The following is a 26,838-nucleotide window of genomic DNA, read 5'->3' as shown; positions in this document are numbered from 1 at the left end:
GCCTTCCTCACTTGACGCTGCCGGCGGTCAGGCCGGCCTTCCAGTGGCGCTGGAGGGAGACGAAGGCGATGACGAGGGGCAGGACGGCGAGCAGGGAACCGGTGACGACGAGGGGGTAGTAGTCGGGTTCGGCGTGGGCGTTGCTGTTCCACGCGTACAGGCCGAGGCTCAGCGGGTACAGCTTCTGGTCGGACAGCATCACCAGGGGGAGGAAGAAGTTGTTCCAGACCGCGGTGAACTGGAAGAGGAAGACGGTCACGAAGCCGGGCATGACCATCGGCAGGCCGATCGACCAGAAGACGCGCAGCTCGCCCGCCCCGTCGATGCGGGCGGCCTCCAGGGCCTCGTCGGGGACGTAGCCGGCGCAGAAGACCCGGGAGAGGTAGACGCCGAAGGGGTTGACGAGGACGGGGAGCAGGACGGCCCAGTAGGTGTTGACGAGCCCGATCTCGCTGGCCAGGAGGTACATCGGCAGGGCGAGCGCGGTGGTGGGGACGAGCACGCCGAGGAGGACGAGGCCGAAGAGCTTCTCCTTGCCCCGGAAGGCGTAGACGTGGAAGGCGTATCCGGCGGCGACGCTGACGAGCGAGCAGGCGAGGGCGCCGAACCCGGCGTAGAGCAGGCTGTTCAGGTACCAGCGGAAGTAGACGCCGTCGTTGTACTCGGCCAGCCGGGAGAGGTTGCCGCCGAGGTCGAAGCCCTCGAAGGAGAAGGCGTTCCCGGCGAGGAGCCCGCCGGCGTCCTTGGTGGCGGCGGTCAGCAGCCAGACGAGCGGGAAGAGCATGTAGACGGTGGCGAGGGCGAGGGCCCCGTTGACGGCCGTCTTCGAGAGCCAGCGGTGGTCGCGGCGGGAGCCGTTCACGCGGCGCGCTCCTTCCGGGCCGCCCGGCGGCCGGTCAGACGCGTCACCGCGAAGGAGAGCAGCGCGGCCGTCAGGGCGAGGAGCACGGAGGCCGCCGCGGCGAGCCCGTAGTCGTTGCGGTCGAAGGCCGCGGTGTACGCGTACATGTTCGGCGTCCAGGTGGAGGTGACGGCGGAGCCGGTGCCCCTGTTGAGGATGAGCGGCTCGGTGAAGAGCTGGAGGGAGCCGATGACCGTGAAGAGGCCGACCATCGCCAGCGACGCCTTGACGAGCGGGACCTTGATGGAGAAGGCGGTCCGCCAGGCGCCCGCCCCGTCGACGGTGGCCGCTTCGAGGACGGAGCGGTCGATCGCCTGGAGGGCGGCGTAGAAGATCACCATGTTGTAGCCGAGCCACTCCCACAGGGCGATGTTGACGACGGAGGGGAGGGCGCCTCCGGGGGAGAAGAAGTCGAAGCCGACGCCACCGGCCTCCATGGCCCGGACGACCGGACTGAGCTGGGGCGTATAGAGGTACACCCAGATCAGGGCGGCGATGATGCCGGGGACGGCGTGCGGCAGGAAGAGCGCGAGCTGGAAGAAGCGGCGGGCGCGGGCGAGCGCCGAGTCCAGCAGGAGGGCGAGGCCGAGGGCCCCGGCGAGCAGCAGCGGGATGTAGAGCAGGCAGTAGCCGAGCAGGACGCCGAAGCCCTCGCGGAAGACCCGGTCACCCAGCGCCGCCGCGTAGTTGTCGAGGCCGCTGAAGACGGTCTCGGAACCGCCGAAGCCCAGTCCGGACTGCTTCTCGGTGAAGAGGCTGAGCCAGACCGCGTATCCGATCGGCACCACCATCACCGCGGTGAAGAGCACGAAGAAGGGCGTCAGCAGGATCGTGGCGGCACGGGTGCGGGCCTTCACGCGGTCAGCCCTCGACCTTCAGGCCGCGCTTGGTCAGTTCGGCGACGGTGGCGGCGTGGCCGGCCTTGACGGCGTCGGCGAGGGACGGGCCGCCCGGGGCCACCTTGCCGAACTGGTCCTTGATGGTGGTGTTGGTGGTGCCGGTGGTCGGGCCCCAGGCCCAGCCGGGGGTGATGGAGGCGCCGGCGGCCTCGAAGAGGGCGTAGATGTCCTGGCCGCCGTAGTAGCCGGCGTCGAACGCCTTCTTGGCGACGGGGCGGAGGACGGCGGCGGCGGGGAAGGCGGAGGAGGTGCCGGAGGCGATGCGGGCCCTGACGCCCTCCTCGGTGGTGGACATCCACGTGGCGAAGGCGACGGCCGCGGCCTTCTGCCTGCTGTTCTTGGTCACGGCGAAGGAGGTGCCGCCGAGCATGCCGCTGGCGGGCTTGCCGTCCCAGGTGGGGACGGGGGCGACGGCCCACTTGCCGGCCTGTTCGGGCAGGGTGCCCTTGAGGACGCCCGCGCCCCAGGAGGCGCCCAGGTAGCCGATGGTGGTGCCGTTCTTGAGCGAGCCGGTCCACTCGGGGGAGAACGAGGCGTTCTTGTGGACGAGCCCGTCGTCGAGGAGGCCCTGCCAGTAGGCGGTGACCTTGGCGGTGGCCGGGTCGGTGGTGTCCACCTTCCAGGTCTCGTTCTCGGCCTTGAACCACTGGGCCCCGGCCTGCCAGACCATGGCCTCGAAGGTGGTCGGGTCGTCCGGGAAGAAGGTGGCGATGCGGGCCTTGGAGTCGGCCTTCCTGACCTGCTCGGCGGCCTTCCGGAACGCGTCCCAGGTGGCCGGGACCGGGACCTTGTACTTCTCGAAGAGGTCCTTGCGGTAGAAGAACGCCTGGGGGGCGGCGTCGAAGGGGACGGCCCAGGTCTTGCCGCCCAGGGTGGTGAGTTCGACGGCCTGGGAGAGGAACTTGGCGCGGTCGGTCTCGGTGAACTCGCCGCCGATGTCCTGGAGGGCGCCGGAGCTGACGAACTCGGGGAGCGAGGGGTACTCGACGGAGACGAGGTCGGGGGCGTTGCCCGCCTTCACGGCGTTGGAGATCTTGGCGTAGCCGCCGGCGTTGCCGGAGGGGATCTCCTCGAACTTCACCTTGATGTCGGTGTGGGAGGCGTTGAAGGCGTCCACGACGTCCTTGGTGCCCTTGGCCCAGCCCCAGAAGGTGATGGTCACGGGCCCGTTCGGCTTGTCGGCGGCGTCGCCGCCGGCACCGCCGCAGGCCGTGAGGACGGCGAGGGCGGTGGCGGTGCCCGCGACGACGCGGGTCGTTCTGCTCCGGATGGGGGACACGGCACGGCTCCTGGGGGCGGGGCGGCTGGGAGGTTGTGGCCGTGATCCTGTGACCCTTCATGAACGAAGTCAAGAGCGAAAGATTGATTGATCGAAAAAAGATCAAAGTGGGGGTGGAGGCAGAAGGGGCGGACGGGTGTGCGGTCGGGGGCGGGTGGAGGCGTGGCCGGGGCGGCGGACGCGTGGGGGAGCGAGGAGGAGGAGGCGGCGGACGCGTGGGGGGAGCGAGGAGGAGGCGGGCGGACGGAGCGGGCTCACGGGGTGCCGGGTACGGACCCCGGCGCCCCGCACGAGGCCCGCACCCGCAGCCGGGGCAGCAGGCTGAGGTGGCGCCGCGCCTCCGCCTCCCCCGTCTCCCCGGCGGCCCCCTCGGCGAGCCGCTCCAGCAGGAGTTCCGCCGCGTGCCGGCCGACCTGCCGCTTGGGCGGGGCGACCGCCGTCAGCGGGGTCTCGGCGAGCGCGGCGACCTCGTCGTCGTACGCGATCAGGGCCAGGTCCCCGGGCACCCGGACGCCCAGTTCGGCCAGGCGCCGCGTGATCTCGATGGCGTCCACGTCGTTGTGGACCAGGGCCGCGCTCGCCGGGCCGGACCGGACGGCCTCGTACAGCGCCCGCACCGCCCGCTCGAACCCCTCCGGGTCCTCCTCCGCCGGTACGGAGTCGATCACCGGGCGCGGCTCCGTCAGGCCCAGCGCGGCCAGCGCCCCGGCGTACCCGGCGCGCACCGCGAGCGCGGTCGGCGAGTCCCGGCGGGCGACGAGCAGCGGTGTCGCGTGGCCCAGGGCGAGCAGGTGCCGCAGGGCGAGCAGCACGCCGTGGCCGTGGTCGGAGACGACCCGGTCCAGGCCGTCCAGCGGGCTGCCGGGCTCGGCGCGCCGCTCCAGGAGCACCGTCGGCACGGGCAGCCCGGCCAGCCAGTCGCCGTACGCGAGCCGGTCCTCGGGGCCCCGCCAGCCGGGCGCGACCAGGACGCCCTCGGCGCCCGCCGCGAGCAGCCCCTCGGTGCGGGCGCGGTCCTCCTCGGGCCGGTAGTCCGAGACGCGCAGCACGAGCCGGGCCCCGGCGCGGGCCGCCGCCTCGTGCGCCCCCCGGACGACCTCGGCGAAGTAGTACGTGGCGGAGGGGGCGAGCAGGCCGATGACCGGGCCCTCGCCGGGCCGCCCGGCGCCCGGGGCGTTCCGCCGGGCCGGCCAGGACACCTGGCCGTGCACCCGGTCGAGCAGGCCCCGGCCGGCCAGGGCCTCGACGTCCCTGCGGGCGGTGACGGGGGAGACCCCGAGCCGTTCGGCCAGCTCGGAGACGCGGGCGGTGCCGCGCTCGCGCACCAGGGCCAGCAGTCGGTCGTGTCGTTCGGCGGCACTCTCGCGCACGGTGCGGTTCCCCTCGTGGTGGTGGACCTCCGAGCTTAAGGCCAGAATGATCGAACGACAGGATTTTCGATCATTCGCTCCCCAACTCTTGACGCCCGATCGAAGTCTGTCGAGGATTCCCGGCGACGCCAGACCCGCCCCGGACCCCGAAACCGCCCACGGCCACCGGCACTCGTCGGCGGTCACCGGAAGCCGCCGGGTCCGCCCCGGGCCGGTGAGAGCCGCCCTATCGCGGGGAGCCGGGACCCACGAGCCCCGGAGCCTCCGGAAAGCCACAGGGAGCACCATGCCCGCGCCGCCCGAGAACCGCGGGCTCAGCCCGTACACCGGCTGGACCCGCGCCCACTGGGAGGCCGCGGCCGACCGTCTCCTCCTGGACGTGCGCCCGTTCGCTTCGCCCCGGTACGGCCTCGTCGGTCTCCCCGGGCCCCGCCCCAGCTGGTCGGGGGCCCGCTCGGACGGCCTGGAGGGCTGGGCCCGCACCTTCCTGCTCGCCGCCCTCCGCGTCGCGGGCGACGGCGGCGCCGACCCGCACGGCCACCTCGACCGGTACGCCGAGGGCCTCGCCGCAGGGACGGAGGGGCCCGGCCGGGAGGACGCCGAGTCCTGGCCGCTCATGTCCGGCACCCGCCAGGCGGTCGTCGAGTCCGCCTCGGTCGCCCTCGGCCTCCGCCTCACCCGCCCCTGGCTCTGGGACCGGCTCGACGACCGCGTCCGCGAACGGGTCGCGGAGTGGCTGCTCCCCGCCCTCGGCCCGTCCCCCGTCGACAACAACTGGTGGCTCTTCGGCCTCACCGTCGCGGGCTTCCTCGGGGACGCCGGGGTCGAGACCGACCGCGCCGCCGCCACGATCGACCGCTCCCTCGCCCGCGTCGAGGACTGGTACCTCGGCGACGGCTGGTACAGCGACGGCGACAACCGCGCCTTCGACCACTACAACGCCTGGGCCCTGCACTTCTACCCCGTGCTCCACGCCCACCTCGCCGGCGACCGCGCCCTCCTCGACCGGTACGGGCCCCGGCTCCGTGACCATCTGGACGACTACGTCCACCTCTTCGACGCGAACGGCGCCCCCGTCCCGTACGGACGTTCCCTGATCTACCGCTTCGCCGCCGCCGCCGCGCCCTGGCTCGGCACCCTCACCGGCCACACCCCGCTCACCCCCGGCGCCACCCGCCGCCTCGCCTCCGGCACCCTGCGGTACTTCCTCGACCGGGGCGCCACCGACGAGAACGGGCTCCTCACCCTCGGCTGGCACGGCCCGTACCCGCCGCTCGTCCAGGAGTACTCGGGCCCCGGCTCCCCCTACTGGGCGTCCAAGGGCTTCCTCGGCCTCCTCCTGCCCGCCGGCCACCCGGCCTGGACCGACCCCGAGGAACCCCTGCCCGCCGAACGCGCCGACACCGTCCGCGCCTTCGCCCCGGCCGGGCTGCTCGTCCAGACCACCGCGGCCGACGGGCTCGTACGCCTCCACAACCACGGCAGCAACCACGTGGGCAGCCGCGAGGGGGGCGAGGACGACCCCGGCTACGCCCGCCACGCCTACTCCACCCGCACGGGCCCCACCACCGGGACCGCCCCGGCCGACAACCATTTCGCGCTGCTCGGCGCCCCCACCGACCCCGCCGACCCCGCCGGCTCCGCCGTCCCCACTGACCCCGCCAACCCCACCGACCCCGCCGACCCCGCCGTCCCCACTGACCCCACCGGCTCCGCCGACCCCACTGACCCCACCGGCCCCACCGGCCCCGTCGTCCCCGCGTCCGGGACCCGGGCCACCCCCCGGGGGCCCGCCGTCCCCGCCGGCACCGGCCCCGGGTGGGCCGCCTCCCTGCACACCCCGTGCCCCGGCGTCCGGGTCCTCTCCGCGACCCTCGCCCACGGCCGCGCCGAACTCCGCGCCCACCTCGTCCTCGGTGCCCCGGAGGGGACACCCGTACGGCAGACCGGCTGGGCCGTCCCGCCCGGGGGGCCGAGCGCCCAGCTCCACCCGGTCCACGGCTACCCGTCCGGGGAACCGGCCGCCGCGCTCCCCACCGGGGAGACCCTTCAGGGTCCCGGCAGCCGCACCCTCGCCCTCTACGGCGTCACGCGCGGTCCGGCCGCCCTCTTCGCCGCCCTCGCCTCGCTCACCGCCGAACCCGGCCCGGAACCCGTCGACCGCCTCGCACGCGTCCGGATCGACGGTCACGCCCTCGACGTGACCTGGCGGGACGGCACCACCACGCGCCTGGACCTCGACACCCTGCTGTGAACGGGCGGCCCGATCCGCGCCCGCGCCCCGCGTCGGGCCGGGCTTCGTGTCGGGCCGCCTTTCACGTCGGGCCGTGCCTCACGTCGACCCGTACCTCACTTCGGTCCGTACTTGCGGCCCGCCTTCGAGGAGACCCCGCCCAGCAGACCGCGCGGCGCCAGCTTCACCACGCCCATCAGGGCCTTGTACCGGGGATCGGGGATCGACAGCGTCTTCCCCCGGTCCAGGTCCGCGAGCGCCGCCGACACCAGCTTGTCCGCGTCGAGCCACATCCAGCCCGGGATGTTGCCCGTGCCCATCCCGGCCCGCTCGTGGAACTCGGTCCGCACGAAGCCGGGGCAGAGCGCCATCAGCCGCACGCCGCTGCCCGCGAGGTCCCGCGCCGCGCCCTGGGTGAACTGCACGACCCATGCCTTCGAGGCCCCGTACGTGCCCCGGGGGACGAAGGCCGCCACCGAGGCGACGTTCACCACCCCGCCCCGGCCGCGCTCCTTCATCGAGGCGGCGGCGGCCGAGGTCAGCCGCAGCACCGCCTCGCAGTGCACGGTGAGCATCCTCAGCTCGTCGGCCATGGACACTTCCAGGAACCGGCCCTTGTTGCCGAAGCCGGCGTTGTTCACGAGCAGGTCCACCGACCGCCTCGGGTCCGAGAGCCGCGCCTCGACGGCGGCGATCCCCGCCTCCTCGGCGAGGTCGGCCGCGAGCACCTCGGCCTCGACGCCGTGCCGGTCGTGCAGCTCGGTCGCCTGCTCCCGGAGCCGCTTCACGTCCCGGGCCACGAGCACGACGTGGTGGCCGTCCGCCGCGAGTCTCCGTGCGAAGGCGGCCCCGATGCCCGCGGTGGCGCCCGTAATCAGTGCAGTCGTCATACGGGCACGGTAGTGCCCCGCCCGGCGGCTACGCGCGGGCGTGCTTCTCGGTGTACGCGCGGGCGAGGGCGAGCAGGCCCGACTCCATCCACGCGGCGGCGGCCAGCGTGCCGGGCAGCAGGGCGCGTTCGGAGGTCGCGGCCCGGTGGAGCAGCGCGACGGTGATCCCGTGGTCCGGCCGGTGCACGACCTCGATCGGGTCGCCCGCCCGCACCTCGCCCGGCGCGATCACCCGCAGCAGCGCGCCCGGCCCGGCCTCCGCCCGGGTGAACCGCTTGACCCAGCCCCTCTCCCCGAGGAAGCCCGCGAAGGTGCCGCACGGGATGCGGCCGCCGGTCACCTCCAGGACCACCTCCTGCCCGATCCGCCAGCGCTCGCCGATCAGGGCGCCGTTGACGTCGAGGCCGCGCGTGGTGAGGTTCTCGCCGAAGGAGCCGTTGGCCAGCCCGCGGCCCAGCTCCCGCTCCCACACGTCCAGGTCCTCGCGGGCGAAGGCGTACGCGGCCCGGTCGTCGCCGCCGTGGAAGCGCAGGTCGCAGACGGCGTCCCCGGCGACCCCGCTCGCCCCGGCGCCGGGCGCCTCGATCCGCACGGGCCCCTCGACGGGGCGCTTGTCGATGCCCGTGAGGCCGGAGGGGGCGCCGGTGTAGTCCACGGCCCGGGCGCGGCCCACGTTCACGCTCAGCAAGGTCATGCGGGCACCTTACGGGGACCCGTCTCAAAGCCGCTCGGCATTATCGGGGAGCTTTCCCAAGCGTCCCTTATGCTGGAACCCATGATCGAGGCCCGCCACCTCCGTGTCCTGCGCGCCGTCGCCGCCACCGGCTCCTTCTCGGCCGCCGCGCGTGAACTCGGCTGCACCCAGCCCGCCGTCAGCCAGCAGATGAAGGCGCTCGAAGCCTCCGCCGGAACGCCGCTGCTCGTCCGCACGGGACGCGAGATGCGCCTCACCCAGGCCGGCGAGGTCCTGGTGCGCCACGCCTCCGGCATCCTCGCCGGGCTCACCGCCGCCGAGGAGGAGGTCGCCGCCATCGCCGGGCTGCGCGCCGGCCGGGTCCGCCTGGTCTCCTTCTCCAGCGGCAGTTCCACCCTCGTCCCCACCGCCCTGGCCGCCCTGCGGGCCGCGCACCCCGGCACCCGGGTCTCCCTGGTCGAGGCCGAACCGCCGCGCTCGATCGAGATGCTCCGCGAGGGCGACTGCGACATCGCCCTCGCCTTCCGCTACGGGGCCGGGCGGGCCGAGTGGGACGACCTCGTGGTCCGCCCGCTCCTCGCCGACCGGCTCGTGGGCCTGGTCCCCGAGGGGCACCGGCTCGCCGGGGCCGGTGCGGTGGGCATCGCGGAGCTGGCGGACGAGTCCTGGATCGCGGGCTGTCCGCGCTGCCGCCGCCAGCTCGTGGACGTCTGCGAGGAGGCGGGCTTCACCCCCCGCATCGACTTCGCCACCGACGACTACCCGGCGGTCGTGGGCCTGGTGGGCGCGGGCCTGGGCGTGGCCGTCCTGCCGGAGCTGGCCATCGAGTCCGTACGGCCCAAGGGGGCGCGGACCGTGACCGTGGAGCCCGCGGTGGAGCGGGAGATCGTGGCCCTGACCCTGCCGGACCTCGCACAGGTCCCGGCGGTCGCCGCCACGCTGGACGAACTCGCCCGCGCCGCCGTGCGCGCGTAGGCGCCGGCCGACGCCCTCGCGCGGGCCCGGCTCGCGTCACGGGCCGTGCGGGCCGTGCGGTGGGGTCGTATGGGTGAAGAAACGTTCCTTCACAGAGGTGCGGACGTGGCGGCGGTGGACGCCGACGTCGGCGCCGTCGTGATCAGGCGGTTGCGGGCGCGTCCCATGAGCTCCTCGCGTTCGTCCTCGGTGAGGCCGCCCCAGACGCCGTAGGGCTCCCGCACGGCGAGTGCGTGGGCCGCGCACTCCGCGCGCACCGGGCACCGCATGCAGACCTCTTTAGCCGAGTTCTCACGCGCGCTCCGCGCCGCGCCGCGCTCTCCCTCCGGGTGGAAGAACAGGGAGCTGTCGACCCCGCGGCAGGCCGCGAGCAGCTGCCAGTCCCACAGATCGGCGTTGGGTCCGGGAAGGCGGGAGAAATCTGCCATTGCGCTTGTCCCCTTGAAACCGTGTCGAACGGATAGGCGGGCGGGTGGATGGCCACCGGCCGGGGCTCCTCCGGTCCCCGACAGGTCGGGTCGTAACACCTACTGTCTAAGTAGATGTAAATATGACTCATTGCGAATCTAGCCTCAGACACCGCGAAAAGGGAAGAAATCCCGCTAAATGGTGCATAGCCTTTGATCTCGCGACGGAAGGGTCGCGTCGCGCTTCTCCGCGCACGGCCCCTCACGTAGAGTGCCGAAGCCTGCCGTCCGGCCCGTAACTCTTTCGGGTGACCGTCGTTGAGAGTGCGGAGGCGGTTGGAGGAACAAGCGATCGGGCAGGTGTCCGAGAGCGTCGACCGCACAGGTGACGATACGTACAGCCCTGGAGGCTCAAGGTGACGCGCAACAGCTGCGAGAGCCGCGGAGGTCACGCATGACATCCGTCCTCGTCTGCGACGACTCCCCGCTTGCCCGAGAGGCGCTTCGCCGCGCGGTCGCGACCGTGCCCGGCGTCGAGCGCGTGACCACCGCCGCCAACGGCGAGGAAGTCCTCCGCCGCTGGGGAGCGGACCGCTCGGACCTCATTCTGATGGACGTGCGCATGCCCGGCCTGGGCGGCGTGGAAACCGTCCGCCGGCTGCTCTCGGCCGACCCCGGCGCCCGCATCATCATGCTGACGGTCGCCGAGGACCTCGACGGCGTCGCGCTCGCGGTCGCCGCGGGTGCCCGCGGCTACCTGCACAAGGACGCCTCGCGCGCCGAACTGCGGGCCACGGTCACCCAGGCGCTCGCGGACCCGACCTGGCGGCTCGCCCCGCGCCGGCTCCGCTCGGCCGAGATGGGCGCCGCGCCCACGCTCACCGCGCGCGAGATCCAGGTCCTCGAAGGCATGAGCCACGGCCGGTCCAACGCGGAGATCGGGCGCGAGCTCTTCCTCTCCGAGGACACGGTCAAGACCCACGCCCGGCGCCTCTTCAAGAAGCTGGGCGCCTCGGACCGCGCCCACGCCGTCGCCCTCGGCTTCCGCTGGGGCCTGGTGCGCTGAACCGCAGGTCACCCGCCGCATCCCCGTCCTCGCCCGCGCTCGTCGCGGGACGGACGGGGTGGGCTTGTGTCACTTCCCCGCCGAATGACGCATCCTTGAGGTGTGGAGTTCCTCGGGGACGAGTCGATCGAGCGGGAGGGGAGGGCGCGGGAGATGAGTTCCGGCGTACCCGCTCATAACGCTTCGGTGCACAACTACGGACGCGGTGCCACGAACGCGGAAGCGTCGGGGCACCATGGAGCGATGCGCGACGACGAGACCGCGGGGTCCCCCCTGCCTGCCGGGCGGGGAGAGATCGGCGCGCTCGTCCACCGCGCGGTCGACGGCGACGCGCAGGCCACGCACGACCTGCTCGCACGCGTGCATCCGCTCGCCCTGCGGTACTGCCGCACCCGTCTCAGCCGGCTTCCGGGCGACGCCCGCCACTTCGTGGAGGACCTGGCCCAGGAGGTCTGCGTCGCCGTCCTGATGGCGCTGCCGCGCTACAAGGACACCGGCAGGCCCTTCGAGGCGTTCGTCTTCGCCATCGCCGGGCACAAGGTCGCCGACCTCCAGCGGGCCGCCATGCGGCACCCCGGGTCCACGGCCGTGCCCTCCGACGAGATGCCCGAGCGCCCCGACGACTCCCTCGGTCCCGAAGAGCGCGCGCTGCTCAGCGACGACGCCGAATGGGCCAAGAAGCTGCTCGCCAACCTCCCGGAGAACCAGCGCGAGCTCCTCGTGCTCCGGGTCGCCGTCGGGCTCACCGCCGAGGAGACCGGACAGATGCTCGGCATGTCCCCCGGCGCCGTCCGGGTCGCCCAGCACCGCGCCCTCAGCCGTCTGCGCGCGCTGGCGGAGCAGTGATCCCGTCCCTTTCCGGCACGGACGCCCCTCCCGGCACGGATGTACGAAGGTCCGAAGTTCGCGGCTGATCTTGATCGTGGAATGAGACACCGCTCCGGCCCGTTAGCATGGACATCCGCACCGATCAAGGCCATTTGGGGAAGGTGTCATGACTGCCAACGTCGACGGAGTGCCCGAGAAATTCGCGACACTCGGGCTGACCTACGACGACGTGCTGCTGCTGCCGGGGGCCTCCGAGGTGCTCCCCAACGCGGTCGACACCTCGTCCCGCATCTCCCGCAACGTCCGGGTGAACATCCCGCTGCTCTCCGCGGCGATGGACAAGGTCACCGAGTCCCGCATGGCGATCGCGATGGCCCGCCTGGGCGGCGTCGGCGTGCTGCACCGGAACCTCTCGGTGGAGGACCAGGTCAACCAGGTCGACCTGGTCAAGCGCTCCGAGTCCGGCATGGTCACCGACCCCATCACCGTGCACCCGGAGGCGACGCTCGCCGAGGCGGACGCCCTGTGCGCCAAGTTCCGCATCAGCGGCGTCCCCGTCACCGACCCGGCGGGCAAGCTCCTCGGCATCGTGACCAACCGCGACATGGCCTTCGAGAGCGACCGCACCCGTCAGGTCCGCGAGGTCATGACGCCGATGCCGCTGGTCACCGGCCAGGTCGGCATCTCCGGCGTGGACGCCATGGAGCTGCTGCGCCGGCACAAGATCGAGAAGCTGCCCCTGGTGGACGACCGGGGCGTGCTCAAGGGCCTCATCACCGTCAAGGACTTCGTCAAGGCGGAGAAGTACCCGCACGCCGCCAAGGACGCCGAGGGCCGTCTGCTCGTCGGCGCCGCCGTGGGCGCCAGCCCCGAGGCCCTGGACCGCGCCCAGGCGCTCGCCGGCGCCGGGGTGGACTTCCTGGTGGTGGACACCTCGCACGGCCACAGCGGCAACGCCCTGAGCTGGATGGCGAAGATCAAGTCGAGCGTGGGCATCGACGTGATCGGCGGCAACGTCGCCACCCGCGACGGCGCGCAGGCCCTGATCGACGCCGGTGTCGACGGCATCAAGGTCGGCGTGGGCCCCGGCTCGATCTGTACCACCCGTGTGGTCGCCGGCATCGGCGTCCCGCAGGTCACCGCCATCTACGAGGCGTCCCTCGCGGCCCGTCCCGCCGGCATCCCGCTGATCGGCGACGGCGGCCTGCAGTACTCGGGCGACATCGGCAAGGCGCTGGCCGCCGGCGCCGACACCGTGATGCTCGGCAGCCTCCTCGCGGGCTGCGAGGAGTCGCCCGGCGAGCTGCTCTTCATCAACGGCAAGCAGTTCAAGTCGTACCGCGGCATGGGCTCGCTCGGCGCCATGCAGTCCCGCGGCCAGGGCCGGTCGTACTCGAAGGACCGTTACTTCCAGGCCGAGGTCGCCTCCGACGACAAGCTCGTGCCCGAGGGCATCGAGGGCCAGGTGCCCTACCGGGGTCCGCTGGCCAACGTGCTGCACCAGCTCGTCGGCGGCCTGCGCCAGACGATGGGCTACGTCGGCGCCGCCACCATCGCGGAGATGGAGAGCAAGGGCCGTTTCGTCCGGATCACCTCGGCGGGCCTCAAGGAGAGCCACCCGCACGACATCCAGATGACGGTCGAGGCACCGAACTACAGCAAGAAGTAGCGTCCGCGTGAGTGGGGGGCGGTTCCGGCACGTGGCCGGAACCGCCCCCCACCCGCGTGTCGGGGATACTGGTAGGCGCAGACGTAGAGGGAGAGGCCACACATCGTGACTGAGATCGAGATCGGGCGCGGCAAGCGCGGCCGCAGGGCGTACGCGTTCGACGACATCGCCGTCGTGCCCAGCCGGCGCACCCGGGACCCGAAGGAGGTCTCGATCGCCTGGCAGATCGACGCCTACCGCTTCGAGCTGCCGTTCCTGGCCGCTCCGATGGACTCGGTGGTCTCCCCGCAGACCGCCATCCGCATCGGCGAGCTGGGCGGCCTGGGCGTCCTGAACCTCGAGGGCCTGTGGACCCGGTACGAGGACCCGCAGCCGCTGCTGGACGAGATCGCGGAGATGGACGAGGCGACCGCGACCCGCCGCCTCCAGGAGATCTACGCGGCCCCCATCAAGGAGGAGCTGATCGGGCAGCGCATCAAGGAGGTGCGCGACTCCGGCGTCGTCACCGCCGCCGCGCTCTCCCCGCAGCGCACCGCGCAGTTCTCCAAGGCCGTCGTGGACGCCGGGGTGGACATCTTCGTCATCCGCGGTACGACGGTCTCCGCCGAGCACGTCTCGGGCGCGGCCGAGCCGCTGAACCTCAAGCAGTTCATCTACGAGCTGGACGTCCCGGTCATCGTCGGCGGCTGCGCCACGTACACCGCGGCCCTGCACCTGATGCGCACCGGCGCGGCGGGCGTCCTGGTCGGCTTCGGCGGCGGCGCCGCGCACACCACCCGCAACGTCCTGGGCATCCAGGTCCCGATGGCGACCGCCGTCGCGGACGTGGCCGCCGCGCGCCGCGACTACATGGACGAGTCCGGCGGCCGGTACGTCCACGTCATCGCCGACGGCGGCGTGGGCTGGTCCGGCGACCTGCCGAAGGCGATCGCCTGCGGCGCCGACGCCGTGATGATCGGCTCGCCGCTGGCCCGCGCCACGGACGCGCCGGGCAAGGGCCACCACTGGGGCATGGAGGCCGTCCACGAGGACGTGCCGCGCGGCAAGCTGGTGGACCTGGGCATCGTCGGCACCACCGAGGAGATCCTCGCGGGCCCGTCGCACATCCCGGACGGCTCGATGAACTTCTTCGGCGCCCTGCGCCGCGCGATGGCCACCACCGGCTACAGCGAGCTCAAGGAGTTCCAGCGCGTCGAGGTCACGGTCGCGGACGCGCAGCACAAGCGCTGACGCCTCCCGTACCCGCGTGGGGCCCCGCACCGGCCGGTGCGGGGCCCCACGCGCGTGTGCGCCGTGGTCAGGCGGCCTTCCGCGCGCCCGAGAAGGCGGCGAAGGCGGCCAGGGCGAGGAAGAGGAAGGTCATCGGGTCCTTGGCCTCGTTCCACGCCTGGGTCAGCGCGCCGAACTCCTGGAAGAAGAGGTCGGTGGCGGGGACGCCGAGCCGCTTGCCGAGGATGATCGCGATGCCGAGGAGCTGGCCGAGGTAGACGCCCCCCACGGAGAGGAGCGCGCCGGCCACGGGCAGGACGGGGTTGCCGCCGCCGACCTTGCCGGCCGCGAGGCCGACGAGGACGCCGACGCCGACGGCGGCCCAGCCGATCTCCCGTTCGATGCCGCCCATGACGGCGCCGTACACGCCCCCCGCGACGAGCGCGGCGACGAAGGCGGCCAGCAGGCCGAGGCCCACGCGGGAGCCGCGGGGCGCGGACGGCGGTGCCGGGTGGGGCTGGGGCGCGGCGTCCCCGGCGAACGGGTTGCCGGGCGGCGGGACGGGCTGGGACATGCGGATTCCCCCCTGGGAACGGAAACGCGCGGAAGCGCGTTCGAGAGGCCCGGAGGCTAGCAGCCCGCTGTGACGGAGACACGGGTTTTCGGGCGGAACCGTCCTCCGGGCCGGCCCGCCGCCCTTCCGCCGCCCCGGCTCAGAGGCGGTGGGCCGCCCCCGCCGGGACGGCGCCCCGGGTGTCGAGGAGGAGCTGCGCCTTCACCGAGAGGCCCTGGAGGTCGTAGGTGCGGTGGTGCTGGAGGAGGACCGTCAGGTCGGCGTGGGCGGCCGCCTCGTAGAGGGAGTCGGCGCGGGGCACGGGCAGGTCGCGGACGCGCCAGTCGGGGACGTGGGGGTCGTGGTAGCTGACGGCCGCGCCCAGGTCCATGAGGCGGCGGGCGATCTCGTCGGCGGGGGAGCCCTGCCGGTCGGAGAGGTCGGGCTTGTACGTGATGCCGAGCAGCAGGACGCGGGCGCCCCGGGCCGACTTGCCGTGTTCGTTGAGGAGGGTGGCGGCGCGGCGGACGACGTACCCCGGCATGCGTTCGTTGACCTGGCCCGCGAGTTCGACGAGGCGGAGCGGACGGTGGGCGCCGACGGTGTCGACGGGGACGCCGTGGCCGCCGACGCCGGGGCCGGGGCGGAACGCCTGGAAGCCGAAGGGCTTGGTCTCGGCGCAGCGGATGACGTCCCACACGTCGACGCCGAGTTCGTGGCAGAGGACCGCCATCTCGTTGACGAGGGCGATGTTGACGTGCCGGAAGTTGGTCTCCAGGAGCTTGACCGTCTCCGCCTCGCGGGGGCCGCGCGCGCGGACCACCTTGTCGGTGAGGCGTCCGTAGAAGGCGGCGGCGGACTCGGTGCAGGCGGGGGTGAGGCCGCCGATGACCTTGGGGGTGCCGGTGTAGCCGTGGGTGCGGCTGCCGGGGTCGAGCCGGCCGGGCGAGTACGCGAGGTGGAAGTCGCGGCCCGCGCGCAGTCCGGAACCGGCTTCGAGGACGTCGCGGAGCGGGCCCTCGGTGGTCCCCGGCGGGACCGGGGACTCCAGGAGGACGGTGGTGTGGGGGCGCAGCCGGGCGGCGAGGGCGCGGGCCGCGTCGGTGACGGCGGTGAGGTCGAGGGTCCGGTCGGGGCCGAGGGGGGTCGGGACGCAGAGGACGGCGGTGCGGACCCGGCCGAGTTCGGCGGGGTCGGCGGTCGGGCGGAAGCCCCCCGCGAGCATCCGGCGGATCTCCGGCGTGGTGAGCGAGCCCTCGACCGGGGAGCGTCCGGCGGCGAGTTCGGCGGCGGCGCGCGGATCGACGTCGTAGCCGATGGTGCCGAAGCCCGCGGCGGCCGCGGCCTGGGCGAGGGGGAGTCCGTGGTGGCCGAGGCCGATGACGGCGAGATCAGCGGGCATGGGGGTGGACCGTCCTTCCCAATAGCCGGAGGGGACGCGACGCGCAAGCCCGGTGGGCGGAACGGGTCGCACGCAATGTCAGACTAGGCGTAAATATGACCGTTATGGTGCATTGTGTGGCCGCAGGTCGCCGAGTGTTGTCCACAGGTCGGCGGGGAGGCGGTGGCTGAAGTCGCCGGAGCGGGACAGAATCGGACTGTGAGCCGGACCACACGGTCCCGGCTCGTGTGCGGGAAGGACGCGGACGGGGCAGCCGGTACGCGGAAGGACGCGCGCGGGGCACCCCGGGCGCGGGATCGCCGCGACGGGACGACCGTGCGCGGAAGACGGGGGACGACGGGAGGCGGCAGACGTGAGGACAGCGAAACTGGGACCGGCCGAGCGCGCCGAGGCGCTGACGGCCATGGCCGGGCGCGAGCTGGACGTACTGGTCGTCGGCGCCGGCGTGGTCGGCGCGGGCACGGCCCTCGACGCCGTCACGAGAGGGCTCTCCACCGGCATCGTCGAGGCCCGCGACTGGGCCTCGGGCACCTCCAGCAGGTCCAGCAAGCTCATCCACGGCGGCCTGCGCTATCTGGAGATGCTGGACTTCGCCCTGGTGCGCGAGGCGCTCAAGGAGCGCGGGCTCCTCCTGGAGCGGCTCGCCCCCCATCTGGTGAAGCCGGTCCCCTTCCTCTACCCCCTCCAGCACAAGGGCTGGGAGCGGTTCTACGCCGGTTCGGGCGTCGCGCTGTACGACGCGATGTCGTTCTCCTCCGGCCACGGCCGGGGCCTCCCCGTCCACCGGCACCTCTCCCGGAGCCGCGCCCTGCGGGTCGCCCCCTGCCTGCGGAAGGACGCCCTGGTCGGCGCCCTCCAGTACTACGACGCCCAGATGGACGACGCCCGCTTCGTCACCACCCTCGTGCGCACGGCCGCCTCCTACGGCGCCAGGGCCGCCAGCCGGGCCCGGGTCGTCGGCTTCCTCCGGGAGGGCGAGCGGGTCGTCGGCGCGCGCGTCCAGGACGTCGAGGCCGGGGCCGAGTACGAGATCCGGGCCAAACAGGTCGTCAACGCCACCGGGGTGTGGACGGACGACACCCAGGCCCTCATCGGGGAGCGCGGCCAGTTCCACGTCCGCGCCTCCAAGGGCATCCACCTCGTCGTGCCCAAGGACCGCATCCACTCCACCACCGGCCTGATCCTGCGGACCGAGAAGTCCGTCCTGTTCGTGATCCCCTGGGGGCGCCACTGGATCGTCGGCACCACCGACACCGACTGGGACCTCGACAAGACCCACCCGGCCGCGTCCAGCGCCGACATCGACTACCTCCTGGAGCACGTGAACACCGTGCTCGCCACCCCGCTCACCCGGGACGACGTCGAAGGCGTCTACGCGGGCCTGCGCCCCCTCCTCGCCGGCGAGTCGGACGCCACCAGCAAACTCTCGCGCGAACACACCGTCGCCCACCCCGTCCCCGGCCTGGTCGTGGTGGCGGGCGGCAAGTACACGACGTACCGCGTGATGGCGAAGGACGCCGTCGACGAGGCGGTGCACGGCCTCGACCAGCGCGTCGCGCCCTGCGTCACGGAGGACACCCCGCTCCTCGGCGCCGAGGGCTACCGGGCCCTGTGGAACGCGCGGGCCGGGATCGCCGCCCGGCACGGGCTGCACGTCGTGCGGGTCGAGCACCTCCTCAACCGGTACGGCTCCCTGGCGGAGCAGGTCCTCGACCTCGTCGCCGAGGACCCCCGGCTCGGCGAGCCGCTTCCGGCGGCCGACGACTACCTGCGCGCCGAGATCGTCTACGCCGCCTCGCACGAGGGCGCCCGCCACCTGGACGACGTCCTCACCCGGCGGACCCGGATCTCCATCGAGACCTTCGACCGGGGCACCCGCAGCGCCCGCGAATGCGCGGAGCTGATGGCTCCGGTGCTCGGCTGGGACGACCACCAGATCGACAAGGAGGTCGAGCACTACCGGAAGCGGGTGGAGGCGGAACGCGAGTCGCAGCGGCAGCCCGACGACCTGGCGGCGGACGCCGCGCGGCTGGGAGCGCCGGACATCGTGCCCCTCTGACGGCGTTTCGGCTGTCCTGGAGGGGTGTGGAGGGATTCCTCCCGGAGGGTTCCGGAGGTCCTCCGGTTTCCGCGGTGGTCCTCCGGGAGTTTTTCCGGAGGCGCCGCGGGGAATTCTCCGGCGGTTTCCCGCCGGTGTTCCGGGGGCTCTCCACCGCTCCTCCCGCGGCCCCCTCCCCGCCCCTCCCGTGTTCCTCCCCCGGCCCCCCGTCAGCCTTTTGACGGTCCTTCGGCCGTCTTCCGGCGGTCCTGCCGGGGCCCTTTCGCGGCCCCGCGCCCGGACGCCCGGGTCGTCCGTATCGGGTGGGAACCTCCGGAGTGCGCGGCGGCGTCGTCGTTCCGGAGTGCGGACCCGGGGGCGCCACCCGTCCCGTGGTGAGGGACAATGGGCTCTCTTCCAGGGCGGGTTACCGCATCGTGCGGGAAGCGGCAGACGCGGCGGAGATCAGGGATCGCAGAGGGGACGCATGTCGGAGGCGGAGCAGTCGCGGGACACGGCGAAGGACCCCGGGCGGGACGCCGCCGCGGGGGCCGCGACCGACGGCGACCGAGGAACGGTTCCGGCCGCGCGTGAGCCGGGGCGGGACGCGAAGGACACGCAGGCCGGACAAGGTGCGCAGGACTCCGGGGAGGGCGCGGGGGCAGCGCGCGACACCGAGGACGCCGAGCCCGGGGAGACCGCCCCGGGCACCGGGCCGTCGGGCGCGGGGGCCGCGGACGCCGACGCGCCGGGCGCGCGGGCCGTCCCGGACGCCACGGGCGCGAAGGACCCCGGAAGCGGGCGGTCCGACGGCGCGGCGGGTGCCGGGGCCGGGAGGACCGGGACGGCCGGCCGGCTCCAGGGGACCGAGCCGTCCACCGGGCGCGCCGGATTCGGCGCCGGGGACGGCGACGGCGGTGACGGGCGCGGGACGACCGCGAACCCCGGTGCCGCGCGCGACGGCGGCGGCACGGCGCGCGGCGGCGAGCCGCGCGGGAACCCGGCGGGCGAGGGGCGGCTGCTCGCCGGCCGCTACCGGCTCGGCGCGGTCCTCGGGCGCGGCGGCATGGGCACCGTGTGGCGCGCCACCGACGAGACCCTCGGCCGCACCGTCGCCGTCAAGGAGCTCCGCTTCCCCAGCAGCATCGACGAGGACGAGAAGCGACGCCTCATCACCCGGACCCTGCGCGAGGCGAAGGCCATCGCCAGGATCCGCAACAACGGCGCCGTGACCGTGTACGACGTCGTCGACGAGGACGACCGCCCGTGGATCGTCATGGAGCTGATCGAGGGCAAGTCCCTCGCGGACGCCGTGCGCGAGGACGGCACCCTCACGCCCCGGCGCGCCGCCGAGGTCGGCCTCGCCATCCTCGACGTGCTGCGTTCGGCCCACCGCGAGGGCATCCTGCACCGCGACGTGAAGCCGTCCAACGTGCTGATCGCCGAGGACGGCCGCGTCGTCCTCACCGACTTCGGCATCGCCCAGGTGGAGGGCGACCCCTCGATCACCTCCACCGGCATGCTCGTCGGCGCCCCCTCCTACATCTCGCCCGAGCGCGCCCGGGGCCACAAGCCCGGCCCCGCCGCCGACATGTGGTCGCTCGGCGGCCTCATCTACGCGGCCGTCGAGGGCACCCCGCCGTACGACAAGGGCTCCGCCATCGCCACCCTCACCGCGGTGATGACCGAGCCGGTCGACCCCCCGAAGAACGCGGGTCCCGAACTCGAGAAGGTCATCTACGGCCTCCTCGCCAAGGACCCGGCGCAGCGGCTCGACGACGCCGGCGCCCGGGTCCTGCTGCGGGCCGTGCTCGACGCGCCGGCGGAGACGCCCCCGGTCTCCCCCGAGGTGACCAGGGTCGTACCGCTGCCGCCGCACCCCACGGGGACGCCGGCGGCCCCGGCGGCCGGCCGGGACAAGGGCCCGGACGCGACGTCCGAGCGGATGCGGGGCGCCCTGAGGTCCGTGCGCGACGCGGCGGCCTCCGCGAAGGCGGAGCCGAGGCCGAAGCCCCAGCCGCTCCAGGGCGGCGGCAGGCAGGCCCCGGCCCGCGCGCCGCTGACCGACGTCGTGCCCCGCCGCACCCTGGTCGTCATCGCCGCCGTCGTGGTCCTCGCCCTGCTCGGGACGATCCTGGCGGTCTCCCTCGGCGGGGGCGACGCGGACAAGGGGAAGGACGACACCGCGGCCTCGGCCGGCGCCTCCACGGGCGGCCGGGACGGCACGGACGGTTCCGGCGGCGGCAAGGACCCGGCCGATCCCGGGCAGCAGGGCGGTGCACAGCCCGGCGGCGACGGCGCCACCGGCTCGGCGGGCACCGGCGGCACGAACGGCGCCACGCCGTCGGGAACCCCCTCCGGCACGCCTTCCGGAACGCCGTCCGGCGGCACGGGCGCGCCGCTGCCCGCCGGCTACACCCTCGTCACCAGCGACCGCTTCCACTTCACCATGGCCATGCCCGCGACCTTCCGGCTCAGCACCATCCCCGGATACGACCTCGGCGGCATCTTCAGCGAGAACGGCGGATTCCCGCGCGTCCAGGTCGACTTCAACGACAGCCCGAAGGACAACGCGGCGAGCGCCTGGGAGCTGGCCAAGATCGGCGTGGCCGCCACCAGCAAGGACTACAAGCACATCGGCATCAGCCCCGTCTCGTACAAGGGCTACCCGACGGTCGCCGACTGGGAGTTCGAGCGCACCCAGAAGGGCGTGCGCGTCCACGTGCTCAACCGCGGCTTCAAGGTGGACGCCGGACGCGGCTACTCCATCATGGTCACCTGCGCGGCGGGCGAGTGGAACGGCCCGGAGTGCAGGACGCTGCGGGAGACGGCGTTCGCCACGTTCAGCCCCAAGGGCTGAGCCCGGCCCGTATCGTGAGGGACCGGGAACCGTACACGGTCGAACAGAGCCGTCGGCCGTACGGTCCCGGACCTGACCGGACCGGAACCGGCGGACCCGCGTGATCCCGCACGATCCCGGGTATCCGCAGGTCCACGGGGGACAGCGCGCGTGGGGAGGCGTCGTGGACGACTACGCGGGAAGGGTGCTCGCGGACCGCTACCGTCTGCCGCTGCCGCCGGAGGACGCGGTCGCGGCCGGGGACGACCTGACGGAGACGTACGCCTTCGACACGTACAGCGGGCAGGAGGTCCTGGTCCGCCGGGTGCCGCTGCCGGAGTTCGTGGACGCCGAGGTGCTCGACGGCGACGACGGCCCCGCCGATCCCCGCGACGGTGCGGGACGGGCCACCCGCCGGCCCGCCGAACCCGTCGTGCGCCGGGCGATCGAGGCGGCCCAGGCCGCCGCGCAGATCCCCGACCACCCCTTACTGGACCAGGTCTTCGACGTCTTCGCGGAAGCCGGTTCGCTGTGGATAGTCAGCGAACGCGTGGCGGCCAGGCCGCTGGCCGCGTTCCTCGCCGAGCGGCCGCTCAACCCGTACCGGGCGGCCGAGATCGGCGCCGACGTCCTCACCGCCCTGCGCGCGCTCCACGCCCACGGCTGGGTGCACCGGAACATCACCTCCCGGACCGTGCTCGTCTGCGACGACGGCCGGGTGATGCTCACGGGCCTCGCGGTGGGCGCCGCCGAGGAGGCCCTCTGCGGCTACGCGCCGGTACCGGCGCCCGAGCCGGACGACGCGTACGGGTTCGGCCGCCCGTCCTCTCCGGAGGGGACGGAGGGGTACGGACCGGAGGCGGCGTACGGGGCGGAGACCACCGGCCCGGAGGCGTACGGCCCGGAGGCGTACGAGGAGCCGCACGAGGAGCCGCACGGGCCGGAGGCCCACGGGCCGTCCGGAGGGTACGAGCCGGAGGAGCACGCCTCCGGGCGGTACGCGTACGCGGACGAGTACGGGGCCACCGTGTACGTGCCCAAGGAGTACGACTCCGAGGAGTACCACCCCGACGCCCACGCTTCCGGGGCGTACGGCTCCGGGCCCCGTCGCCCGGAGGTGTACGAGGCGGTCCCCCACGGGCCGGACGGCGACGACCGCCCCGGGGCGGACCCGGACGGGGGAGCCGTGACCGGCGCGTGGCACGAGCCCGCCCGCGCCCCGGAGACCGGGGCCGACGCCGTCGGGGCCGGCACGCACCCCGGAGGCGATGACCACGCCGGGACCGGCACCGACCCCGAGGCCGGCCCCGAGGGCGCCTCGCACGGGGCCCCTCACGACGACTCTCCGGAGCCCCCCGCCCCCGACGCCTACGGCGCCGACCCCTACGGGCGGGCGACGGCGCCCCCGGCAGAGGCGCGGCCCGTCGCGACGCCGCCGACCGCCGACGTACGGGCCGCGCGGGCCGGGGCCATCGCCGCCTACCGGGCCGGTGCGCGGGCCGCCGCCCGGATGGGCGAGACCGGTGCCCTGCCCGTGCAGCGCCCCGCGTCCCCGGAACCGCCCGCGCCGCCTCCACCGCCCACGGCGCAGGCGGTCGGCGCGCCCGAGCCGCAGTGGTGGTCGCGGGTGGCGGACGAGGACGACGACGACGGCGACGGCGACGAGCCGTACGGCGGCGGCCCGAGGACGGGCCCGCCGCGCGTGATGCTGACCGGCAGCTGGAGCGACGGCCCGCACAGCGCGCGGGACGGCTCCGGTCCGATACCGGCCGGCGGCGGTTCCGGCCGGGGTCCCGTGCTGCCCGGCTCGGGACGCCCGGCGCTGCCCGCCGGATACACGGCGGCCCCCGGGACCGAGCGCCTCCCGGTCGCCGCGGGCGTCCCGGAGGCCCGGCGGGAACCCGTGCCGGCCGAGGTCCACCGGGGACCGGCCACGCGTCTCGCCGCCGAGCGGGCCCGGCAGACCCGGATCGCGGTCGTCGGCGCCGTCACCGAGCGCTGGGCGCCCGAACAGGCCGGTCCCGTGTACGAGAACTGGCGCCTGGCGCCGCCCGTCGGACCCGCCACCGACCTGTGGGCACTCGGCGCGCTCCTCTACCGGGCGGTCCAGGGCCACGCCCCCTACCCGGAGGACAGCGCGGCCGAACTGGTCCAGCTCGTCTGCGCCGAGCCGCCCGCCTTCGCCGAGGAGTGCGGACCCCTGCGCCCGGTCGTGGAGTCCCTGCTGCGCCAGGACCCGGACGAGCGGCCCGACTTCGAGGAGCTGCGCGGCTGGCTGCGCTCCCTCGTCCGCTCGGCGCCCGAGCCGGACGCCGGGTTCGGCGTCGTACCGCTGCCGTCCGACGGGGCGCGGCTGCCGATCGTGCGCCGGCGCGGCGAACTGGTGCGCCGGTGGCGCAAGGGCGGTAAAGCCGACAAGAGGGGCAAGAGCGGCAAGGGGGCCGAGGGGGAGGGAGCGGGCCGCCGTCGTCACAGGCGCGGCCGGGACCCGCACGCCGTGACCCGGCACGAGGACACGCGCGCGCAGGACCACGGGGCCGTCCGGCAGCACGCGCACGCGCCCGAGTACACGCCCGCGCCCGAGTACACATCGGGGTCCGAGTCGTACGCACCCGAGTCGTACGCACCCGAGCCGTACGCGCCCGCGCCCCCGCCCGAGCCGTACGCGTCCGCCCGTGGGACCGGACACGCCCGGGAGGCCGGGCACCCGCGCGTACGGGACGACGTCCGTGAGGAGTTCGACGAGGGATACCACGAGGAGCTTCCCCAGCGCGCCCCGCGTGCGCCCCGGCCCCCGCGCGCCCCGCGCACGCCCGCCGGGGCTTCGGGTTCGCCCCGTTCCCTGGGCTGCATGCTCCTGGCTCTGGTCCTCCTGCTGCTCGCCGGGGTCGTCGCGTACGCCGTCCTCTTCATGTCCCGCGAGGGGAGCGCGCCCGAGCCGGGCACGCCCACGACCCGCCCGGACCCGGGCACCGCCGCACCCCCTACGGGCGGTGCCGGTACGGGCGGTCCCACCGCGAGCGGCCCGTCGGCGAGCACCGGGCGGACCGGTGCGCCGGCCACGACCCCGCCCCCGGCGAACCCGTCCGCCCCCGCGCCGGCCGCCGGGTACACCCTGCGCCAGGACCCGGAGGGGTTCCGGATCGGGGTGCCGAACGGCTGGCGGCGCAGCCCGATCAACGACGCCGGTCAAGTGCGCTACACGGGCGGCGACTTCACGATGATCGTGGTTCCGGGACGTGACAGCGTCAGGGACAACGGTTCCGACCCGCTGGTGTACCAGAACGCCAAGGAGCGCGAGCTGGAGCCGTGGCGGGCGTCCAGCTGGTCGGGGGCCGAGCGGACGCGCCGGATCGACGTCGGCAGCACGGCGACGGCCACGGGCAGTTACTGGTGGCTGGACGGCACGGGCCGCGAGGTGTTCGTCCGCAACCTCGTCCTGATCGACGGCGGCCGGTACCACGTCGTCCAGGTCATCGGCCCCTACGCCGAACGGGACAGGGTCTCCGAGATCCACGACGAGGCCACCAAGGCGTTCCGGCCGGGCCGCTGAATCCCTACGGGCCCGCCCCCGGCCCCTGTTGGGACGGAGGATTCCCACCGGCCCACGGTCACAGTGCTGTTCCTTTGACGGCCCCGAGGTTCCGCCGCCCGTGCCCCCCTCCGTAATCTGGCTCCAGAAGGAACGGGCGGGGGCAAGTGGAACATTCACAGAGCACGGGGTCCGGACTGCTGCTCGCCGGGCGCTACCGGCTGGGCGAGTCCATCGGACGCGGCGGCATGGGCAAGGTCTGGCGTGCGCACGACGAGGTGCTGCACCGCGTGGTGGCGGTCAAGGAACTGACGGCCGGACGGTTCGTGGCCGAGGCCGACCGCCTCGTGCTGCACGCCCGTACGCAGAAGGAGGCGCGCGCCGCCGCGCGGATCACGCACCCGGGCGTGGTGACCGTGCACGACGTCCTGGAGCACGACGACCGGCCGTGGATCGTGATGCAGTACGTCGACGGGCCCTCGCTCGCCGACGCCGCCAAGGAGTCGGGGCCGATCGAGCCCCGCGAGGCGGCCAGGATCGGGCTGCACGTCCTCGGCGCGCTGCGCGCCGCGCACGCGGCCGGAGTGCTGCACCGGGACGTCAAGCCGGGCAACGTCCTGCTCGCGCGCGACGGCCGCGTCCTGATCACCGACTTCGGGATCGCGGCGATCGAGGGGGACTCGACGATCACCCGGACCGGCGAACTCGTCGGCTCCATCGACTACCTGGCGCCCGAGCGCGTGCGGGGCAGCGACCCGGGCCCCGCCTCCGACCTCTGGTCGCTCGGCGCCACGCTCTACACGGCGGTGGAGGGCACCTCGCCGTTCCGCCGCACCTCCCCGATCAGCACCATGCAGGCCGTGGTGACCGAGGAGCCGCCGCGCCCGGAGAAGGCGGGTCCGCTGGCGCCCGTCATCGTGGCCCTGCTGCGCAAGGACCCCGCACAGCGGCCGCGCGCGGACGAGGCCGAGCGGATGCTGCTCGAAGCGATGGAGGGACGCACGCCGGCGGCGGCCCAGGCGTACGTGCCGACCCAGCGCGTGGCCAGGGAGGACACGGACGGGGCGGCCGGGGAGGCCGAGCGGGAGCGGGAGCGCCCGGAGGACCGCACGGACCCGGGGAGCGGGTCCACCGCACCGCGCGGGTCCACCGCCCAGTGGCCCCGGCCGCCCCGGGCCGCCCGGCCCTCCCCGGTGCCCCGACCGCCCCAGCCGCCCCACACCGCTCCGCCGGTGGCGCCCGGCCCGTCCGGGCGCGGCCGGTGGCGCACCGCCGTCCTGGCGGCCGTGCTCGCCGGGCTGGTCGCGGGCGGCGCCGTCTTCGTCACCATGAACCGGGCGGGGGACCGCGACGCCGACGGCTCCGGAGGAGCGGTCGCCACGGCCACCGGCGGAGCCGCCGCCGGCACCGCCGCCACGGGCCCGACCGGACCCCCCGACGGGAAGACCGGCGGGAAGACCGGGAAGCCCGGGAAGACCGGCATCCCGGACGGCTGGCACCGCGTCGAGGACCCGGAGGGCTTCAGCCTCGTCGTCCCGGACGGCTGGACGCGCCAGACGGAGGGCGACCAGATCGACTACACCCCGGACAACGGCAACCACCGCATCCGGATCAGCATCGACCGCAGCCCCGACTTCGAGAACCCGTACATGCACGCGCTGGACCTGGAGCGCGTCCTGGCGAAGCGGATGGACTACACCCGGGTCAAGCTCCTTCCGACCACCTACCGCGACCAGACCCTCTCCTGCCTGTGGGAGTTCACCTGGACGGAGAAGACGACCTTCCCCGGCCCCCGGCGCGCGATCGACCAGATGTACTACGGCGACGACGGCACCGAGTACGCCCTCTACATGTCCTCGCCCGAGTCGAGCTGGGAGACCACCCGGAAGCAGTTCGACGTCATCCTCCGGCACTGGCGGGAAGCGGGCGAGCAGACGAGCGGGTAGAGGCCGAAAAATCTCCGTGGCCGCCCTTCGGCAGTCGTGAGTCCCTGATCAGGGCTTATGTGCCAGTGATCGCTGGCGCGGTGTGCGCCCGTGGTGAAAACGCGTTAC

19 protein-coding genes are annotated in these 26,838 nt (G+C 74.2%); 10 read left to right on the top strand and 9 right to left on the bottom strand.

Annotated features, from left to right (window positions below; translation table 11 throughout):
- Window positions 1-7 precede the first annotated feature (7 nt).
- The 4 genes from ACZ6AQ_RS03665 to ACZ6AQ_RS03650 all read right to left on the bottom strand — a co-directional run bounded on the left by ACZ6AQ_RS03665 (window position 8) and on the right by ACZ6AQ_RS03650 (window position 4,449).
- Window positions 8-862 carry a carbohydrate ABC transporter permease gene (locus tag ACZ6AQ_RS03665; protein ID WP_388687856.1) on the bottom strand — a complete coding sequence of 285 codons (855 nt, stop codon included), beginning with the start codon at window positions 860-862 and terminating at the stop codon, window positions 8-10.
- Window positions 859-1,758, bottom strand: a complete 900-nt coding sequence (locus tag ACZ6AQ_RS03660; RefSeq protein ID WP_468757220.1) for a carbohydrate ABC transporter permease — start codon at window positions 1,756-1,758, stop codon at window positions 859-861. The genes ACZ6AQ_RS03665 and ACZ6AQ_RS03660 overlap by 4 nt, the downstream gene beginning before the upstream one ends.
- A gap of 4 nt (window positions 1,759-1,762) precedes the next feature.
- Window positions 1,763-3,079 (bottom strand): ABC transporter substrate-binding protein, encoded by a 1,317-nt coding sequence (locus ACZ6AQ_RS03655; protein WP_468757218.1) that lies wholly within the window; start codon window positions 3,077-3,079, stop codon window positions 1,763-1,765.
- Between the two features lie 254 nt (window positions 3,080-3,333).
- On the bottom strand, window positions 3,334-4,449 hold the full coding sequence (locus ACZ6AQ_RS03650) for a substrate-binding domain-containing protein (protein WP_468757217.1): 1,116 nt from the start codon (window positions 4,447-4,449) through the stop codon (window positions 3,334-3,336).
- A 286-nt stretch (window positions 4,450-4,735) separates the two neighbouring features.
- Here ACZ6AQ_RS03650 and ACZ6AQ_RS03645 point away from each other — a divergent pair, with 286 nt between their 5' ends.
- The gene (locus tag ACZ6AQ_RS03645) at window positions 4,736-6,703 is read left to right on the top strand and encodes a DUF2264 domain-containing protein (protein WP_468757215.1); all 1,968 of its coding nucleotides are present in this window, start codon (window positions 4,736-4,738) and stop codon (window positions 6,701-6,703) included.
- Window positions 6,704-6,798: 95 nt separating this feature from the next.
- Here ACZ6AQ_RS03645 and ACZ6AQ_RS03640 read toward each other — a convergent pair whose 3' ends face one another.
- The gene (locus ACZ6AQ_RS03640; protein ID WP_388687842.1) at window positions 6,799-7,572 is read right to left on the bottom strand and encodes an SDR family NAD(P)-dependent oxidoreductase; all 774 of its coding nucleotides are present in this window, start codon (window positions 7,570-7,572) and stop codon (window positions 6,799-6,801) included.
- A gap of 28 nt (window positions 7,573-7,600) precedes the next feature.
- A complete protein-coding gene (locus ACZ6AQ_RS03635; protein WP_468757214.1) occupies window positions 7,601-8,266 on the bottom strand; it encodes an MOSC domain-containing protein in 666 nt (221 codons plus the stop codon).
- A gap of 81 nt (window positions 8,267-8,347) precedes the next feature.
- Here ACZ6AQ_RS03635 and ACZ6AQ_RS03630 point away from each other — a divergent pair, with 81 nt between their 5' ends.
- Window positions 8,348-9,241: a LysR family transcriptional regulator gene (locus ACZ6AQ_RS03630; protein WP_468757212.1), complete on the top strand. Its 894-nt coding sequence runs from the start codon at window positions 8,348-8,350 to the stop codon at window positions 9,239-9,241.
- 89 nt (window positions 9,242-9,330) lie between these two features.
- On the opposite strand, the gene ACZ6AQ_RS03625 is transcribed toward ACZ6AQ_RS03630, so the two are convergent.
- Window positions 9,331-9,669: a WhiB family transcriptional regulator gene (locus ACZ6AQ_RS03625; RefSeq protein ID WP_388687834.1), complete on the bottom strand. Its 339-nt coding sequence runs from the start codon at window positions 9,667-9,669 to the stop codon at window positions 9,331-9,333.
- Between the two features lie 433 nt (window positions 9,670-10,102).
- Between ACZ6AQ_RS03625 and ACZ6AQ_RS03620 the strand changes: the two genes are divergently transcribed.
- The 4 genes from ACZ6AQ_RS03620 to ACZ6AQ_RS03605 all read left to right on the top strand — a co-directional run bounded on the left by ACZ6AQ_RS03620 (window position 10,103) and on the right by ACZ6AQ_RS03605 (window position 14,441).
- Window positions 10,103-10,714, top strand: coding sequence for a response regulator transcription factor (locus ACZ6AQ_RS03620; RefSeq protein WP_003948568.1), 612 nt, complete (start codon window positions 10,103-10,105; stop codon window positions 10,712-10,714).
- A 243-nt stretch (window positions 10,715-10,957) separates the two neighbouring features.
- Window positions 10,958-11,560 carry a sigma-70 family RNA polymerase sigma factor gene (locus ACZ6AQ_RS03615; protein ID WP_388687832.1) on the top strand — a complete coding sequence of 201 codons (603 nt, stop codon included), beginning with the start codon at window positions 10,958-10,960 and terminating at the stop codon, window positions 11,558-11,560.
- Window positions 11,561-11,708: 148 nt separating this feature from the next.
- The gene (guaB, locus tag ACZ6AQ_RS03610) at window positions 11,709-13,211 is read left to right on the top strand and encodes an IMP dehydrogenase (RefSeq protein WP_388687829.1); all 1,503 of its coding nucleotides are present in this window, start codon (window positions 11,709-11,711) and stop codon (window positions 13,209-13,211) included.
- 105 nt (window positions 13,212-13,316) lie between these two features.
- Window positions 13,317-14,441: a GuaB3 family IMP dehydrogenase-related protein gene (locus tag ACZ6AQ_RS03605; protein ID WP_467386311.1), complete on the top strand. Its 1,125-nt coding sequence runs from the start codon at window positions 13,317-13,319 to the stop codon at window positions 14,439-14,441.
- A 67-nt stretch (window positions 14,442-14,508) separates the two neighbouring features.
- Here ACZ6AQ_RS03605 and ACZ6AQ_RS03600 read toward each other — a convergent pair whose 3' ends face one another.
- A complete protein-coding gene (locus ACZ6AQ_RS03600) occupies window positions 14,509-14,994 on the bottom strand; it encodes a hypothetical protein (protein WP_468757211.1) in 486 nt (161 codons plus the stop codon).
- Between the two features lie 139 nt (window positions 14,995-15,133).
- A complete protein-coding gene (locus ACZ6AQ_RS03595; protein ID WP_468757210.1) occupies window positions 15,134-16,375 on the bottom strand; it encodes a nucleotide sugar dehydrogenase in 1,242 nt (413 codons plus the stop codon).
- Between the two features lie 352 nt (window positions 16,376-16,727).
- Between ACZ6AQ_RS03595 and ACZ6AQ_RS03590 the strand changes: the two genes are divergently transcribed.
- The 4 genes from ACZ6AQ_RS03590 to ACZ6AQ_RS03575 all read left to right on the top strand — a co-directional run bounded on the left by ACZ6AQ_RS03590 (window position 16,728) and on the right by ACZ6AQ_RS03575 (window position 26,730).
- Window positions 16,728-18,434 (top strand): glycerol-3-phosphate dehydrogenase/oxidase, encoded by a 1,707-nt coding sequence (locus ACZ6AQ_RS03590; protein WP_468757209.1) that lies wholly within the window; start codon window positions 16,728-16,730, stop codon window positions 18,432-18,434.
- Window positions 18,435-18,900: 466 nt separating this feature from the next.
- The gene (locus ACZ6AQ_RS03585) at window positions 18,901-21,273 is read left to right on the top strand and encodes a serine/threonine-protein kinase (protein WP_468757208.1); all 2,373 of its coding nucleotides are present in this window, start codon (window positions 18,901-18,903) and stop codon (window positions 21,271-21,273) included.
- A 163-nt stretch (window positions 21,274-21,436) separates the two neighbouring features.
- Window positions 21,437-24,805, top strand: a complete 3,369-nt coding sequence (locus tag ACZ6AQ_RS03580; RefSeq protein WP_468757206.1) for a protein kinase — start codon at window positions 21,437-21,439, stop codon at window positions 24,803-24,805.
- Between the two features lie 146 nt (window positions 24,806-24,951).
- Window positions 24,952-26,730, top strand: coding sequence for a serine/threonine-protein kinase (locus ACZ6AQ_RS03575; RefSeq protein ID WP_468757205.1), 1,779 nt, complete (start codon window positions 24,952-24,954; stop codon window positions 26,728-26,730).
- The last annotated feature ends 108 nt before the right edge of the window (window positions 26,731-26,838 follow it).

This window comes from Streptomyces sp. NPDC041191, assembly GCF_055591945.1.
This window is presented reverse-complemented; position numbering and strand designations above follow the sequence as displayed.

Bases quoted from the DNA above. Each gene is read 5' to 3' on its own strand.
- ACZ6AQ_RS03645 (WP_468757215.1), top strand. From the start codon at position 4,736: ATGCCCGCGCCGCCCGAGAACCGCGGGCTCAGCCCGTACACCGGCTGG.
- ACZ6AQ_RS03640 (WP_388687842.1), bottom strand. From the start codon at position 7,572: ATGACGACTGCACTGATTACGGGCGCCACCGCGGGCATCGGGGCCGCC.
- ACZ6AQ_RS03635 (WP_468757214.1), bottom strand. From the start codon at position 8,266: ATGACCTTGCTGAGCGTGAACGTGGGCCGCGCCCGGGCCGTGGACTAC.
- ACZ6AQ_RS03630 (WP_468757212.1), top strand. From the start codon at position 8,348: ATGATCGAGGCCCGCCACCTCCGTGTCCTGCGCGCCGTCGCCGCCACC.
- ACZ6AQ_RS03625 (WP_388687834.1), bottom strand. From the start codon at position 9,669: ATGGCAGATTTCTCCCGCCTTCCCGGACCCAACGCCGATCTGTGGGAC.
- ACZ6AQ_RS03620 (WP_003948568.1), top strand. From the start codon at position 10,103: ATGACATCCGTCCTCGTCTGCGACGACTCCCCGCTTGCCCGAGAGGCG.
- ACZ6AQ_RS03615 (WP_388687832.1), top strand. From the start codon at position 10,958: ATGCGCGACGACGAGACCGCGGGGTCCCCCCTGCCTGCCGGGCGGGGA.
- guaB (WP_388687829.1), top strand. From the start codon at position 11,709: ATGACTGCCAACGTCGACGGAGTGCCCGAGAAATTCGCGACACTCGGG.
- ACZ6AQ_RS03600 (WP_468757211.1), bottom strand. From the start codon at position 14,994: ATGTCCCAGCCCGTCCCGCCGCCCGGCAACCCGTTCGCCGGGGACGCC.
- ACZ6AQ_RS03595 (WP_468757210.1), bottom strand. From the start codon at position 16,375: ATGCCCGCTGATCTCGCCGTCATCGGCCTCGGCCACCACGGACTCCCC.
- ACZ6AQ_RS03585 (WP_468757208.1), top strand. From the start codon at position 18,901: ATGTCGGAGGCGGAGCAGTCGCGGGACACGGCGAAGGACCCCGGGCGG.